11 protein-coding genes and 1 riboswitch are annotated in these 14,280 nt (G+C 69.8%); of the genes, 6 read left to right on the top strand and 5 right to left on the bottom strand.

Going from position 1 to position 14,280, the window contains the following annotated elements; genetic code table 11:
- Positions 1–91: 91 nt before the first annotated feature.
- Positions 92–1,570 (bottom strand): SDR family oxidoreductase, encoded by a 1,479-nt coding sequence (locus ABD289_RS08880; RefSeq protein ID WP_344128664.1) that lies wholly within the window; start codon positions 1,568–1,570, stop codon positions 92–94.
- Positions 1,571–1,576: 6 nt separating this feature from the next.
- Here ABD289_RS08880 and ABD289_RS08875 point away from each other — a divergent pair, with 6 nt between their 5' ends.
- Entirely contained in the window at positions 1,577–1,957 is a 381-nt protein-coding gene (locus tag ABD289_RS08875) for an FAD-binding domain-containing protein (RefSeq protein WP_344128662.1), read from the top strand.
- A 263-nt stretch (positions 1,958–2,220) separates the two neighbouring features.
- On the opposite strand, the gene ABD289_RS08870 is transcribed toward ABD289_RS08875, so the two are convergent.
- Positions 2,221–3,525 carry an FAD-dependent oxidoreductase gene (locus ABD289_RS08870; RefSeq protein WP_344128660.1) on the bottom strand — a complete coding sequence of 435 codons (1,305 nt, stop codon included), beginning with the start codon at positions 3,523–3,525 and terminating at the stop codon, positions 2,221–2,223.
- 142 nt (positions 3,526–3,667) lie between these two features.
- On the opposite strand from ABD289_RS08870, the gene ABD289_RS08865 reads away from it, so the two are divergent.
- Entirely contained in the window at positions 3,668–4,510 is an 843-nt protein-coding gene (locus ABD289_RS08865; RefSeq protein ID WP_344128657.1) for a helix-turn-helix domain-containing GNAT family N-acetyltransferase, read from the top strand.
- 7 nt (positions 4,511–4,517) lie between these two features.
- Here the strand turns inward: ABD289_RS08865 and ABD289_RS08860 are convergent, their stop codons facing one another.
- A complete protein-coding gene (locus ABD289_RS08860) occupies positions 4,518–5,735 on the bottom strand; it encodes a cytochrome P450 (RefSeq protein ID WP_344128655.1) in 1,218 nt (405 codons plus the stop codon).
- A gap of 180 nt (positions 5,736–5,915) precedes the next feature.
- On the bottom strand, positions 5,916–6,638 hold the full coding sequence (locus ABD289_RS08855) for a FadR/GntR family transcriptional regulator (protein ID WP_344128653.1): 723 nt from the start codon (positions 6,636–6,638) through the stop codon (positions 5,916–5,918).
- A gap of 87 nt (positions 6,639–6,725) precedes the next feature.
- On the opposite strand from ABD289_RS08855, the gene ABD289_RS08850 reads away from it, so the two are divergent.
- A complete protein-coding gene (locus ABD289_RS08850) occupies positions 6,726–7,589 on the top strand; it encodes a carbon-nitrogen hydrolase family protein (RefSeq protein WP_344128651.1) in 864 nt (287 codons plus the stop codon).
- Positions 7,590–7,615: 26 nt separating this feature from the next.
- Positions 7,616–8,965 carry an APC family permease gene (locus tag ABD289_RS08845; protein WP_344128649.1) on the top strand — a complete coding sequence of 450 codons (1,350 nt, stop codon included), beginning with the start codon at positions 7,616–7,618 and terminating at the stop codon, positions 8,963–8,965.
- Positions 8,966–8,975: 10 nt separating this feature from the next.
- Here the strand turns inward: ABD289_RS08845 and ABD289_RS08840 are convergent, their stop codons facing one another.
- A complete protein-coding gene (locus ABD289_RS08840; RefSeq protein WP_344128647.1) occupies positions 8,976–9,875 on the bottom strand; it encodes a nitroreductase family protein in 900 nt (299 codons plus the stop codon).
- A gap of 739 nt (positions 9,876–10,614) precedes the next feature.
- Here ABD289_RS08840 and ABD289_RS08835 point away from each other — a divergent pair.
- Positions 10,615–13,734 (top strand): glycosyl hydrolase 115 family protein, encoded by a 3,120-nt coding sequence (locus tag ABD289_RS08835; RefSeq protein ID WP_344128645.1) that lies wholly within the window; start codon positions 10,615–10,617, stop codon positions 13,732–13,734.
- Between the two features lie 150 nt (positions 13,735–13,884).
- A riboswitch (guanidine-III (ykkC-III) riboswitch) is annotated at positions 13,885–13,952 on the top strand.
- Positions 13,953–13,961: 9 nt separating this feature from the next.
- Positions 13,962–14,276: a DMT family transporter gene (locus ABD289_RS08830; protein WP_344128643.1), complete on the top strand. Its 315-nt coding sequence runs from the start codon at positions 13,962–13,964 to the stop codon at positions 14,274–14,276.
- Positions 14,277–14,280: the final 4 nt, after the last annotated feature.

The following is a 14,280-nucleotide window of genomic DNA, read 5'->3' as shown; positions in this document are numbered from 1 at the left end:
TTTCCCGTCGTCTGAGGAGAGGACTGCTCCGCGGACCGTCACCGTCGGCCCGGCTTCGCGTACCGCTCGCCTCGAAGCACACGGGTTCGCATCACGAGCCGGATCGATCACCGGCGGCCTGCCGCCCGGCCGCACTGGTGATGTTGCGAGCCATCCCGCCGAACAGGAGTTGGTGAAACGGGAAAACGACCGCCCAGTACAGCTGCCCCGTCAATCCGCAGGGCTCGAACACCACCCGCTGCCGGTACACCGCCCCACCATCGGGCCCGGGTTCGGCACCGAGTTCCAGCCAGGCGCGACCGGGCAGCTGCATCTCCGCCCGCAACCGCAACAACCGGGGACGATCGAGGTGCTCGACCCGCCACCAGTCCAACGCTTCACCAACATGCAGGCGACGCGGATCACGACGACCTCGCCGCAACCCAGCTCCGCCGACCAGCTGATCGGCCCAGCCGCGCACCGACCACGCCAGTGGGAACGAGTACCAGCCGTGCTCACCGCCGATGGACTCGATCACGTCCCACAACATCTCCGGTGATGCGGTCGTGGACTGCTCCCGCACGTCCTGGTACACGCTGGCACCGGTCCACTCCGGGTCGCTGGGCAGCGGACCCGAAGGCGCGGCCGGCGCCGTGGCGTCCGACCAACGGGTGGGCATCTCGGCGCGGCGCAGACGTCCCAACGCCTGTTCCACCGCATGTTCGTAGTGGGTCCGCCCGCCATCGGGGTCGGGAATGTGGTCGGCCACCGCGTGATCGCGGCAGACCACCTCGTGGACCAGCGACTCGACCAGCGGAACGGCAATCGCCTTGGGCACCGGCGTGACCAGGTTGACCCACTGCGCCGACAGCCAGGGGGTCAGCACCGGAACCGGGACCAGCACCCGTCGCGGCAGACCCGCTACCACCGCGTACCTGCGCATCATGTCCAGGTAGGTCAGCACGTCCGGACCACCGATGTCGAACTCACCGCTGATCTCGGACGGCAGTTCGGCCGCGCGCACGAGGTAGTGCAGCACGTCGCGAACCGCGATCGGTTGAATGCGATTGTGCACCCAGCGGGGCATGACCATCGCCGGCAACCGCTCCGACAAGTGACGCAGCATCTCGAAGCTCGCCGATCCCGACCCGATGATTGCGGCCGCCCGAAGCACGATCGTAGGCACACCCGCGCCCGCGAGCACCTGTCCAACCTCGGTTCGCGACGCCAGATGCGGCGACAACTCCTTCTCCTCGGGGACGATGCCACCCAAGTAGACGATCCGCTGAACATCGGACGCCCGCACCGCATCCGCGACGTTGCGCGCCGCAGCACGGTCCACAACGACGAAATCCGACCTGGTCAGCGAATGGATCAGGTAGTAGACCACCTGCTGGTCCGACAGGGCGTGCGCGACGCTCACCGGATCGGTTACATCCCCCTCGACCACGTCGATCTGATCACGCCACGGCACCTCGTCGAGCTTCTCCGGGGACCGGGCCAGCACACGCACCTGGTGTCCAGCGTCCAGCAGTTCCGGCACCAACCGCCCGCCGATGTAGCCGGTCGCACCCAAGACCACACATCGCATGCCGGGATGATTCCCCGAAGCGAGGCGGCTCGCAGCGCCGAGACCCCGCCCCGTCGCGCGGCGGAGCGGACTCACGCGCCGATTCTTATCGGATCCACCCCTCGCGGGAACCTGGCGAACAACCAGGTGAACTGGCAGTGGAACACGCGGAACCGGTACCGGCACCCGTCCCTCAACCCGATCCGCCGAGCCCAACGCCACGACCCTCGCGGGGAGTGCGTGCGACGGTACGTGCCGGAGTTGCGCGACATACCGGGAGCAGCGGTGCGCGAACCAGGGAAGCTCCCCGATTCCGAGCGCCGCGCACTGCGCTATCCGGACCCGGTCGTGGACCTGATCGTCGGTCGCAACCGCCGCTTCCTGAACTCCCGGCCGGGTAGTCGGTAGCTCCCGAGGGCTTCTGAACCCGCCACGACGCCGGCTCAGCCCGACCGGACCGGGATTGCCGCATTGCTGGTGGTCTTCGCGATGCCCCACGCCGCTCGCACACCTACCGCAGTAGGACCAATTCCCCTGTCGCCGTCCGCTCCCCGACGCTCTCTTACCGACGCAGCGAGGGCGCCCGGGCCGAAACCCGCCTCGCGGCCATCGCCGACCGGTTGGCGACCGAGCAGACCGCTGCGCCGCGAGCGGCCGCGCAGCGGCCCGGTTCAGCGCTCCGCTCCCGGTGCGCCGCAGCAACCCCCGTCCTGCTCGGCCGCGGGCTCGTCGAACAACCCCGCGCCACCGCACACCCCGGTCTCCGGCAGGTGCAGCTCGACCCGCTCGGCCGCCTCGGCATCACCCGCGATCGCGGCGGTCACGCTGCGGACCTGCTCGTAACCGGTCATCGCGAGGAACGTCGGCGCCCGCCCGTAGCTCTTCATGCCCACCAGGAACACGCCGTCCTCCGGGTGAGCGAGCTCTGCGGCCCCGTGCGGGTAGACCGTGCCGCAGGAGTGCACGTTCGGGTCGATCAGCGGCGCCAGCCGCACCGGCGCCTGCAGCACCGGGTCGAGCTCCAACCGGATCTCCGACAACCAGGACAGCTCCGGGCGGAACCCGGTCAGCGCCACCACCTCGTCGACCGGAACGGACTTGGTGCCCTCGAAGGACTCCAGCACCAGCCGGTCGTCGGCATCGGCCTGCGCGGTCGCCGTGCGGAACCCGGCCAGGGTGCGGACGTGGCCGGCCTCGACGGCCCGCTCGGCCCGCAGGCCCAGCGCACCGCGCGCGGGGAGCTGGTCGGCCTCGCCGCCTCCGAAGACGTGGTCGCCGACTTCCCGGCGCAGCACCCACACCACCTCGGTGCCGGGCTCCTGCTCGGCGAGCTCGGCGAAGCCCACCAACGCCGTCAGCGCCGAGTGCCCGCTGCCCACGACCGCGATGCGCTTGCCCGCGTACCGCGACCGAGCTCGCGGATCGGAGAGGTCCGGAGCCTGGTAGCTGATGCGATCGCGCGCGGCGCGCTCGCCGTCGGCCGGCAGGCCGTCGCCGCCCAGCGGGTTCGGACTCGCCCAGGTGCCCGAGGCGTCGATGACGGCCCGCGCGGTGATGCGCTCCTGCCCGGTGGCGGTCTCGACGTGCGCGGTCAGCGGTTCTGCTTCCCGCCCCGCGTCGATGACCCGGTCCCTGCCACGCCGAGCGACGCCCACCACGCGGGCACCGAACCGGACGCGTTCGCCCAGTGCCGCGGCCAGCGGGCTCAGGTACTGCTCGGCCCAGTCAGCACCGGTGGGATAGGCATCCGGTTCCGGTTCTCGCCATCCTCGCTCGGCCAGCAACCGGGCCGCCGCGGGGTCGATCAGTTCGGCCCAGCGCGAGAACAGCCGAACGTGTCCCCATTCCCGCACCGAAGCGCCGGCCTCCGAACCGGCCTCGATCACCAGCGGGTCCAGACCCCGCTCGAGAGCATGAGCTGCGGCGGCGAGCCCCACCGGACCCGCGCCGACCACCACTACCGGATACCCGTCCACGGCCTTCCCCTTTGCATCGATGTCTGTCGATGCAAAGGACTTTATCGACGTCCGTCGATAAATACAACCATCGATGTGCGTCAATCGTTTCATCGGCGTTAATCGATTGACTTCGCAATCGCCGCGCCCCGATACTCGGGTCATGACGACGCAGGCCTCCCGGCCCGGGCTCTTGCCGGCCGAAGACGCGGCGACCTACGCCGAGTGGTTCGCGTGCCTGGCCGAACCCACGCGCGTACGGCTGCTGCACGCGGTGGCCGCCACCGGGACGATCAGCGTCGGCGAGCTGACCGAGCAGCTGAGCATCAGCCAGTCCACCTGCTCGCACCACGTGCGCAAGCTCGCCGAGGCGGGGTTCGTGCTGCTGCACAAGGAAGGCACCATCACCCGCGTCTCGGTCAACACCGCCTGCTGCACCGGCCTGCCGCACGCCGCGGACGCGGTCATGGGCGTCATCTCGCGCCCGTGCTGCCCGGACGACCTGCCCGGCGACGTCACCGTCCGCGACCTGCGCGACGCCGACTGGAGCGCCGTGCGCCGCATCTACGCCGAGGGGATCGCCACCGGCAACGCGACCTTCGAGACCGAGGTGCCCGCCCGCAAGACCCTGGAGGCCAAGTGGCTCACCGGGCACCGCTGGGTCGCCGAGATCGACGGCGACGTCGCGGGCTGGGCAGCGGCGACCCCGACGTCGAACCGCGAGTGCTACTCCGGCGTCGCCGAGACCTCGGTCTACGTCGACGAGCGCTTCCGCGGCCGAGGCGTGGGAAAATCCCTGCTGCACAAGCAGGTCACCACCGCGGACGCCGACGGCCTCTGGACGCTGCAGACCTCGATCTTCCCGGAGAACCGGGCCAGCATCGCGCTGCACGCCGCGGCGGGCTTCCGCACGGTCGGCATCCGCGAGCGCATCGCCCGGCACCACGGCGTCTGGCGCGACACGGTGTTCCTGGAACGCCGCCGCAGCTGCGAGGATTCGAGCTGACCAGCCCTCAGAACGCGCAGGGCAGTTGCTCGACCCCGTGCACGAAGCTGGAGCGTTGGCGGACGGGTTCGGCCGTGGCGTGGATGTCGGGCAGTCGGGTGAACAGTTCCCGCAGCAGGAGCGAGATCTCGCGACGGGCCAGGTGCGCGCCGAGGCAGAAGTGCGGTCCGCGCGAGCCGAAACCGAGGTGCGGGTTCGGATCACGCGTGATGTCGAAGCGGTACGGGTCGGCGAACACGCTCTCGTCCCGGTTGGCCGAGACGTAGTACATGATGAGGCGGTCGCCCGGCCGATAGGTGGTGCCGTGCAGCTCGACCTCCTGGGCGACGGTGCGCCGCATCCAGTTCACCGGAGTGGCGTAGCGCAGCACCTCCTCCACCGCCGTCGGCATCCTTCCGTCCACATCGGATAGCAGCAGCTCGCGCTGCTCAGGATGTTCGGTGAACAGGGCCAGCGCGTGCGACAAGGCGTTGCGGGTGGTCTCGTTGCCCGCGACGACCAGCAGCACGAAGAACTTGCCCAGATCGCTGTCGCTGAGCGCCTCGCCGTCGACATCGCCGTTGACCAGCTGGGTCACGATGTCGTCGGCCGGACGCTTGCGCCGCTGCTCGGCCAGCTCGCCCAGCAGCCGGTGCATGTGCGTGGCGCTCTCGACGAGCGTGCTCGTGCGGTCCTTGCCGTCGGGGGCCACGTAGTCCGGGTCCCCGACGGCCGACATGAGCGCGTTGGTCGCCTCCACGACACCGGGGCGCGCGGATTCCGGAACACCCATCATCGAGCACACGATCTCCAGCGGCATCGGCATCGCCACCTCGGTGACGAAGTCGCACGGCCCCTTCTCGATCAGCGAATCCACGATCTCGGTGGACAGCCGGGCGACGTCCTCGGCAATCCTGTCGATCATGCGGGGCGTGAAGCCCCTCGCGACGATGCGGCGCATCCGCGCGTGCCGCGGATCGTCCATGTTGATCATGGAGCCCAGCAGGTCGTCCACCTCGGGCGGCGGGTCGTCCAGGCCGACCGCTGCCGGTTCCGAGCTGAACACCCGCGGGTTGCGGCTGACCTCGGCGATCTCGTCGTAGCCGGTGAGCGCGTAGAAGCCGGGGCCGTCCTCGCGGGGGCAGAACAGCGGCTCGCCGGAGGCGCGGAGCTGCGCGAAGGCCTTGTCCAGCTCGGCGCGGGGTTGTGCCCAGAAATCGAGGTCCGTCAGATCCGGTGTCGTCATTGCGTTCCCCCAATCCGGAGGCCGGAGCGTACTGGCGCGGACTTGCACTGCGCTTTCTCCGCACCCTCCGGCATTCCGGCCGATCGCGGGAGCTGACAGTTTTGCCTATAACTGTCAGCTGCTGACACCCGAAATGTCCGCACAGTTATAGGCAAAACTGTCAGCGTGCCTCGCGGGTGACTATTGGCGGTTGAGGGCTATGAACATGGTGTTGTGCAGGGTTGCTACGTGCTTGTGAGCTGCTTCGGTGGCGCGCAGGGGATCTCGGGCGGCTAGGGCTTCGACCAGGGTGCGGTGGTCGGCGTTGGATTCCTGCAGGTGGTCGAGCGGATAGGGCAGGTAGAAGCGGTAGAGGTCGTGCAGTGCGCGCCGGTAGGGCTCGACGTCGACTCCGGCGAGGCGCGCCACCGCGAGGTGGAAGGCCTCGTCGTGGCCGTGGAACTCCGCCCAGCTCTCCGCCCGATCCATCTCGTCGACGAGCCGCCGCAGTTCATCCATCGTGGATTCGTCGGAGCGCTGCGCTGCCAGGTGGGCGAGTCCGCACTCCAGCACGAGCCGGTGGTCGATGAGCGCGCGGACCTCGTCGGCCGACGACTCGTAGGTCGCGGTCGCGCTCACGGCCGCGCGCACCGGGTCCTCGGCGACCCGCGTCCCGCCACCCCGGCCGCGAATCCGCTCCAGCACCCCGTCCTCGCACAGCGAGACGAGGGCGCGCCGCGCGGTGATCTCGCCGACGTCGAGCGCGGCAGCGATCTTGTCGCTGGCCGGCAACCACTCCCCCGGCGCCAGCAGACCCAGCTCCACGGCGAGCGCGATGCGCGCTCGCACCGTCTCCAGCGCCGTCAGCCGCCGGATCCCCGACAGCTGCGGCGCCGTCAGCGCCTTCTCCCGACCACCGGACATACCGCCCACCCTATTGGACCTGCCCGAGCGAACGGCTCATGTTGAGCACTCTTGTTTAATAGCTCATATTGAGCTATTTTTCTCCGCATGTCGCGTCCTCTGTCGTACGCGCTGGTCCAGGCGCCGCGGGTGCCGGTCGGCGAGCCGCTCACCACGTTCGCCGCTGACGTCGAACGCGTCGCAGCGGGACTGCCGCGCGGTGCGCTGCTGGCCTATCCCGAACTGCACCTGTGCGGGGCGACCGGAGCGGACGCGCACGAGCGCCTGCGCGCCGCCGCGGAACCGCTGACCGGGGCGCGCACCCGCGCGCTCGCGGAACTCGCGGGCGATCTCGGCGTGTGGCTGCTGCCCGGCACGGTCTGCGAGGCGGGTCCGGGCGGCGAGCTGTTCAACACCGCGCTCGCCTTCTCGCCGAACGGCGAGCTCGCCGCGAGCTACCGCAAGATCTTCCCGTGGCGGCCGTACGAACCGTACGACCGCGGCGGCGATTTCGTCGTGTTCGACGCTCCCGGCCTCGGCCGCATCGGCTTCGCCATCTGCTTCGACGCGTGGTTCCCGGAGACCGCGCGCCACCTCGCCTGGCTGGGTGCCGAGGTGATCGTCAACCCGACGCAGACGACCACGCCGGACCGTCCGCAGGAGGTCGTGCTCAACCGGGCCAATGCGATCGCCAACCAGGTGTTCGTGCTCAGCGTCAACGAAGCGGGCCCCGAAGGCCGCGGCCACAGCCTCGCCGTCGACCCCGAGGGGAACCTGCTCGCCGAAGCGCCCGGAGCGGAAACCGCGGTGCTCACCGGCGAGCTCGATCTCGGCAGCGTCGCGCGCGTGCGCGCCGCGGGCACCGCCGGGGTCGCGCGGGTGTGGGATCACTTCTCCGAGACCGACGCACCGCTGCAACTGCCGCTGTACCAGGGGCGGATCGATCCGCACCGCTGGAATCCGGCGTCCTGATCGCCCATTTCCGAAGGGAAGACGTCATGCCTGCTGACGGTTTGCGGCGCAGCCTGCGGCTGCGTTCCGTCGTGCTGTTCGGCCTCGCCTACATGGCACCGATGATCGTGCTGGGCACCTTCGGCGTCGTCTCCGACACCACCAGCGGGACGACGCCCTCGGCGTATCTGCTCGCGCTGGTCGCGATGCTGTTCACCGCCTGCAGCTACGGCATGATGGCGCGCGCCCACCCGGTCGCGGGCTCGGCCTACAACTACGTCCGCCGCACCATCGACTCGCGCGCGGGGTTCCTCGTCGGCTGGGTCGTGCTGCTGGACTACTTCTTCCTGCCGATGGTGATCTGGCTGATCGGGGCGACCTACCTGCAGGCGCGGTTCCCGGCGGTGCCGCTGTGGGTGTGGATCGTCGGGTTCATCGTCGTGACCTCGGCGCTCAACGTGCTGGGCATCAAGGTCGCGGACAAGACCAACTACCTGCTGATGGCCTTCCAGCTGCTGGTCGTGGGGCTGTTCGTGGCGTTCTCGCTGGCGCACCTGTTCGCGCAGGGCGGCACCGGCTCCTGGTTCTCGCTCGACCCGTTCGCGCACGAATCCACCACGTGGGGCGGGATTTCGGCCGGTGCCGCGCTCGCGGCGTACTCGTTCCTCGGCTTCGACGCGGTCACGACTTTGACCGAGGAGACCGTCGAACCGCGCAAGACCATGCCGCGCGCCATCCTGCTGATCGCGCTCATCGGCGGCGGGATCTTCGTGGCCGTCGCCTACACGACGCAGCTGGTGCACCCCGGTGCCTTCGCCGATCCGGATTCCGCGGCGTTCTCGGTGGCCGGGACCATCGCGGGCGACGCCTTCGCGTCGGTCTTCCTGGCCGGGCTCGTGGTCGCGCAGTTCGCCTCCGGGCTCGCCGCGCAAGCCAGCGTCTCCCGGCTGCTGTTCGCGATGGGACGCGACTCGGTGCTGCCGAAGCGGATTTTCGGCTTCGTGCACCGGCGTTTCGGCACCCCGGTGCCGGGAATCGTGCTCTGCGGCGCGGTCGGCCTGCTCGCGCTAGCGATGGACGTCTCCGCGTCCACCTCGTTCATCAACTTCGGCGCGTTCGTCGCCTTCACCGCGGTGAACATCAGCGTCATCGCGCGATACGCGCGCGAGCGCGCCGCGGGCCGCTCGCCCGCGGCGCTGCCGCACGTGCTCGTGCCGGCCATCGGCGCCGTGATCGACCTGTGGCTGCTGATCAACCTCGACAGCTCGGCCCTGGTGCTCGGCGTGATCTGGCTCAGCTGCGGGATCGCCTACCTCGCCTACCTGACCCGCCTGTTCCGCGTTCCCCCGCCGGAGATGGACATGACCGAGCGCGAGGATGCGCTCTCCGCGGCCTGACCCGGCTCGCTCAGACCGACCCCGGCGGGTAGCCGAAGCGCATCAGCACCTGCGGGATCAGCGGAGTCCCGAGCCGCTTGGCCAGCGCGACCCGCACGACCCCCAGATGCAGCGGCTGGGTCGTCACCGAGGCGGCCAGGCCGGCGCTGGTGGCCGCCAGCCAGGCGCGCTCGACGGCCTGGCCCGCGCGCACGTGGTCGTCCGGACGATCACCACGCGTTCCGATCAGCAGCACCGCTTCCTCGCGGATGCGTTCGGCCACCGCATCGTCGTCGGGCAAATCGGAGTCGGCCGCGGCCAGCCCGACGGCGGACAAGCCGTGCAGACCACCGGACACCCGCCGCAGCTCCTCGCCCACCGGGCTCCGCCACCCGGCGAGTTCCCTGCTGTAGTCGGCGTTGGCGCGGAAGACCCGCGCGGCGTAGCCCAGCATCCGGGCCGTGGACAGCGCCTCCGCGTCGGAGCCGATCCAGCGCGCACCAGTCCGCGCTCCTCGCGTCGCGTCCCGCACCACGCGGCGGAGTCGCTCCGGCAACGGCGTCGGGTCGAACCGCTGCCGGTAGCTGTGCCGCTGCGGCATCGCCCGCGCCCACCGCAGTTCCCGCGAGCTGGGTTCTGCTCGGGCGCCCGCGGTGACCGAGCCGCTCACCTCGCCACTGCCCGCGTGCAGGTCGACCTGAGCTCGCCAGCCGAGGCCGCGCACCGCCAGCTCCAGGTTCGTCAAGGCCGTTCCGCAGGAGATTCGCTGGTCCCGCCCTCCCGGGTCGTGCCGGAGCAGCTCCACCCGGTTCTCCCGCAACACGGCGGCACGTCCGTGCAGCGTCAGTTCCCACGGGCGGCTGTTGTGCACCGAGGGTGCTCTCGAGACGGCCTCCACCAGGTCCGCCATGTCGTCGGGTGACCACGCCATTTGCGTCGGGATGTCCGGCAAGGACACGTTCGCAACACCCAATCCGGTCGTCTCCGGCCCCAGTCGTCGGCGGTCCCGCGTGGGACGGCCGGGCGCACCGGGTGCGAACCGCACTCGCTCGCCTCCTCCGAGGATCCGAACGACGACGAACCCTCGCCTGGGTCCAAGGTCCCGAAGTGGCACCGTCCGTGCCCGCGGCGCCACGCAGCGCGTTCTCCGGCTCGCGACGAACGGTGCCTGCGCTGCGCTCGCTCCTCGGCCGGATGCGGAACCGATCCCGGCGCCGTGGGTGTTCGCGCTGGTCTATCCCGCGATGCTGGTGTGGGGCATCGCGCTGGCCGGGCAGACCTGGTGCTACCGCTCCGCCACCGCGCGAGCCGCGGAAACCCGCACCCAGAAGTAGATCCCACCGGCCCCACCTCGAGAGCACTGGACAGCCACACCGCACCTCCGCAGCAGTGACAGTTTTGCCTAAAACTGTGAGCTACCGGCGCCCGAAATGTCCGGACAGTTTTAGGCAAAACTGTCACTGCGCGCCCGGCGGACGCGCTCGGCCGCCCGAGCGGCTGAACACGTCAACGAGCGCCGGGTCATCTCGCAGCTGGCCGAAACTTTCGGGGTGTCGCTGGTCGAATCGGGTGCTGTGGGATTGACATTCGAGGTCGATCGGACAAACTTGCGGGGCAATCGGAGGCAATTTTCCGAAACTTTCTGACGCGTTGATCCGGAGACTTCGACGATGAAGAACTCAGGCCTGCCCAGACGTTCGTTCCTCACCTCCTCGGCCGCAGTGGCCGCGAGTGCCGCAGCCGCTTCGACCTGGGGCGCACCCGCTTTCGGCGCCCCGGGCTCCGGTGGCCGTTCCCGCGGCTACATCGACGACCGGCCGGGGCCGGGCCGGTTCGAACTGGTCAGCGGTGGAGAAGCGGCTCCGGTCGTGGTCAGCGGGCAGGACTTCCCGGGAGTTCAGCGGGTCGCCGGAGATCTCGGCGCCGACATCGAGCGGGTCACCGGCGTCGCCCCCGAGGTCATCACCGGCGAGGTGCCCGCCGGATCGACGCCGGTCATCGTGGGCACGATCGGCCGCAGCCCGCTGATCCGGGCCCTCGTGGATGCCGGCAAGCTCGACGTATCCGGGATCGAGGGAAAGTGGGAGACCTCGCTGGAGCAGGTCGTCGCCGAACCGCTGCCCGGCGTGCGCCGGGCGTTCGTGATCGCGGGCAGCGATCAGCGGGGCACGATCTTCGGCGCCTACGACGTCTCCCGGGAGATCGGCGTCTCGCCCTGGTACTGGTGGGCCGACGCAGCACCGCAGCGGCGCGACGAGCTGCACGTGCTGCCCGGCAGGCACAGCCAGGGCACACCCGCGGTGCGCTACCGCGGGTTCTTCATCAACGACGAGAACCCGGCACTCGGCAACTGGGCGCCCGAGCACTTCGGCCCCGGCAAGGATCCGGACCACCCCAACGGTTTCAACAGCGCCTTCTACGCGAAGGTCTTCGAGGTCATGCTGCGGCTCAAGGCGAACTACCTGTGGCCAGCGGTGTGGGGCAGGGCCTTCGCCGAGGACGATCCGGAGAACCACCGCGTGGCAACCGAATACGGCGTGATCATGGGTACCTCGCACGAAGCGCCGATGATGCGCGGGATCGAGGAGTGGAACCGGCACGCCACACCCGCCGAACGCGACGACGACGGCGAGATCGTCACTCCGGGCAGCGATCCCTACGGCGGAACGGGCGAATGGAGCTATCGCTACAACGCCCAGGCGGTCGAGGCGTACTGGGCCGACGGGATCCGGCGCATGGTCGAGCAGGGTTTCGAAGGCGTGGTGACGCTGGGCATGCGCGGCCCCGGTGACGTGGGACTGCCCGACGGCGACGGCATCGAGCTCATGCAGCGGATCCTCGACGCCCAGCGGCGAATCCTGCGCGAGGTCGCGGGTGGGGACATCACGCGGGTCCCGCAGGTGCAGACGCTGTACAAGGAGGTGCAGCGGTACTGGGACAAGGGATTGCGGCCCCCGGATGACGTCACGGTCGTGCTCTGCGACGACAACTGGGCGAACATGCGCAAGCTGCCGGACCTCGACCTGCCCGAGCGCAGCGGTGGCTACGGCGTCTACTACCACTTCGACTACGTCGGGGCCGGCCGCAACTACAAGTGGGTCGATACCGCGCTGCCGCCCAACGTCTGGGACCAGCTCAACCAGTGCTACAGCTACGGAGCCCGCGAGCTGTGGGTGGTCAACGCCGGTGACATGAAGGGAAACGAGCTGCCGCTGCAGTTCTTCCTGGACTACGCGTGGGACCCGGAAGGGCTTCCCGTCGAGCGCATCGGCGAATGGGAGCGCGACTTCGCCCGGCAGAACTTCGCCCCCGAGCAGGCGTCCGCGATCGGCGCGGTGCTGCACGAGTACGGCAACCTCCAATCGCGCCGCAAGCCGGAGCTGCTCAACCGGCGCATCACGCTCTCGCCCTCCGGGGAGGTCATCAACGACGACGAGATGACGCCGTTCTCGCTGGTCGACTACCGCGAGATCGATCGCGTCACCGAGGAGTGGACCGCGCTGGCCGCCGAGACCGATCGGATCGCGGCACTGCTTCCGGCCGAGCAGCAGGACGGCTACTACCAGCTCGTGAGCTACCGCGTGCAGGCCACGGCCAATCTCTACCAGCTGCGGCGCGCGGAGTTCCGCAACCTGCACTACGCGGCGCAGGGACGGGCGGCCACCAACGCGCTCGCCGATGACACCGATGGGTTCTTCGCCGCCGACCAGGCGATGTCGGCGCGATACGACGAACTCGGCGGCGGGAAGTGGAAGGGCTTCCAATCTCAGGCCAAGATCGGCTACGGCGATGTCGAGCGCTACGGCCCCGACGCCTCCTGGCAGCAGCCGGAGATCGACGGAGTCGCCCTGCCGGACGAGGTCTTTCCCGAGGTGCGGCGGATCGAAGTGCCCGCCGGGGCGGAGATGGGCGTGGCCATCGACGGTTCCGAGCAGTGGTGGTCCGCCGCGGACGGGGACGCCGTCCTCCCGGTGTTCAGCCCGTACCAGAGCCAGCCCGCGCAGTACATCGAGGTGTTCAATCGCGGCTCAGCGCCCTTCGGGTACCGAATCGAACCCGCAGAGCCGTGGGTGCTGGTGGACAACGCTGGGGGCACCGTCGAGCAGCAGATCCGCGCCGAGCTGCGGGTGGATTTCGACCGCGCACCGCACGGACGCACGACCGTGCCGGTCACCGTGTCGGGACCGGACGGGGCCTCGGTGCGGGTACTGGCCGTCGTGGACAAGCCGAAGGTGCGCAGCCGTGACCTGTCCGGGTTCGTCGAGGCCAACGGGTACATCTCGATGAACGCCGAGCACTACGACCGCAGGCGCGGCGGTGCGGGAGCTCGGTGGAAACGCATCCCCGGCCTGGGTCGCGACAGCGATGGCGTGGAGCCGTTCCCGGTCACCGCGCCGAGCGCGCGGCCCGGCAGGGGGCCGCTGCTGGAGTACCGGATGACCACCTTCACCGCGGGTGAGGTCACGGTCTGGGCCTACCTCTCCCCGCGCAACCCCGCGCTCGCCGCCGATGGCCTGCGCTACGCCGTGTCGATCGACGACGGCGAGCCGCAGATCGTGGACATCATCGCCGCCACCGGCTCCGACGACGCCGAGATGAACGACAACTGGGCCCGCAACACCTCCGACAACGTCAACCGCACGGCCACCACCCACACCCTCGACCGCCCAGGCGTCCACGTGCTCAAGATCCGGATGATCGACCCGACGGTGGTCGTGCAGAAGATCGTCATCGACACGGGCGGCCTACGCCCCAGCTACCTCGGCCCGCCCGAAAGCCACCGCACCTAGGAGCTGACAGTTTTGCCTAAAACTGTCGCGGCTACGCGCCCGAGATGTTCGCACAGTTTTAGGCAAAACTGTCGCGGGTGGCACAACGAACCCGGGCGCCGTGGTGACCGGGTTGACATTGCCAGGCATCGCGCGCCGTGCCAGCTTGGAATCGAGGCTGCCGACCCAGCCTCCCGGACGAGGGGTGCCGTACCCGGAGTGCGACAAGACGGCCCGTGGAGGCTGTGATGTCGTGGATCGTTCTGGTGCTGTCCGGTGCGCTCGAAGCCGTGTGGGCCACGGCGCTGGACAAGTCCGAGGGGCTGAGCCGACTGTGGCCGTCGGCGGTGTTCTTCGCCGCGCTGGCCGTCAGCATGGCCGGGCTGTCCTACGCCTTGCGCGACCTGCCCGTGGGCACCGCCTACGCGGTGTGGGTGGGAATCGGCGCGATCCTCACCGTGGTGTACGCGATGACCACGGGCGCGGAGGCGCTCTCGGTGCTCAAGGTGGTGTTCCTGGCGATGATCGTCGGTGGCGTCGTCGGCCTCAAGCTCGTCCACTGAACCG

Source organism: Saccharopolyspora halophila (genome assembly GCF_039531955.1).
Taxonomy (GTDB): domain Bacteria; phylum Actinomycetota; class Actinomycetes; order Mycobacteriales; family Pseudonocardiaceae; genus Saccharopolyspora; species Saccharopolyspora halophila.
The sequence above is the reverse complement of the archived record's forward strand: the minus strand, read 5'-3'. Positions and strand labels throughout refer to the sequence as shown.

Coding starts and splice junctions, on each gene's coding strand:
- ABD289_RS08845 (WP_344128649.1), top strand. CDS start 7,616: ATGCCTGCTGACGGTTTGCGGCGCAGCCTGCGGCTGCGTTCCGTCGTG.
- ABD289_RS08835 (WP_344128645.1), top strand. CDS start 10,615: ATGAAGAACTCAGGCCTGCCCAGACGTTCGTTCCTCACCTCCTCGGCC.
- ABD289_RS08840 (WP_344128647.1), bottom strand. CDS start 9,875: ATGGCGTGGTCACCCGACGACATGGCGGACCTGGTGGAGGCCGTCTCG.
- ABD289_RS08830 (WP_344128643.1), top strand. CDS start 13,962: ATGTCGTGGATCGTTCTGGTGCTGTCCGGTGCGCTCGAAGCCGTGTGG.
- ABD289_RS08880 (WP_344128664.1), bottom strand. CDS start 1,570: ATGCGATGTGTGGTCTTGGGTGCGACCGGCTACATCGGCGGGCGGTTG.
- ABD289_RS08855 (WP_344128653.1), bottom strand. CDS start 6,638: ATGTCCGGTGGTCGGGAGAAGGCGCTGACGGCGCCGCAGCTGTCGGGG.
- ABD289_RS08875 (WP_344128662.1), top strand. CDS start 1,577: ATGATTCCCCGAAGCGAGGCGGCTCGCAGCGCCGAGACCCCGCCCCGT.
- ABD289_RS08860 (WP_344128655.1), bottom strand. CDS start 5,735: ATGACGACACCGGATCTGACGGACCTCGATTTCTGGGCACAACCCCGC.
- ABD289_RS08865 (WP_344128657.1), top strand. CDS start 3,668: ATGACGACGCAGGCCTCCCGGCCCGGGCTCTTGCCGGCCGAAGACGCG.
- ABD289_RS08850 (WP_344128651.1), top strand. CDS start 6,726: ATGTCGCGTCCTCTGTCGTACGCGCTGGTCCAGGCGCCGCGGGTGCCG.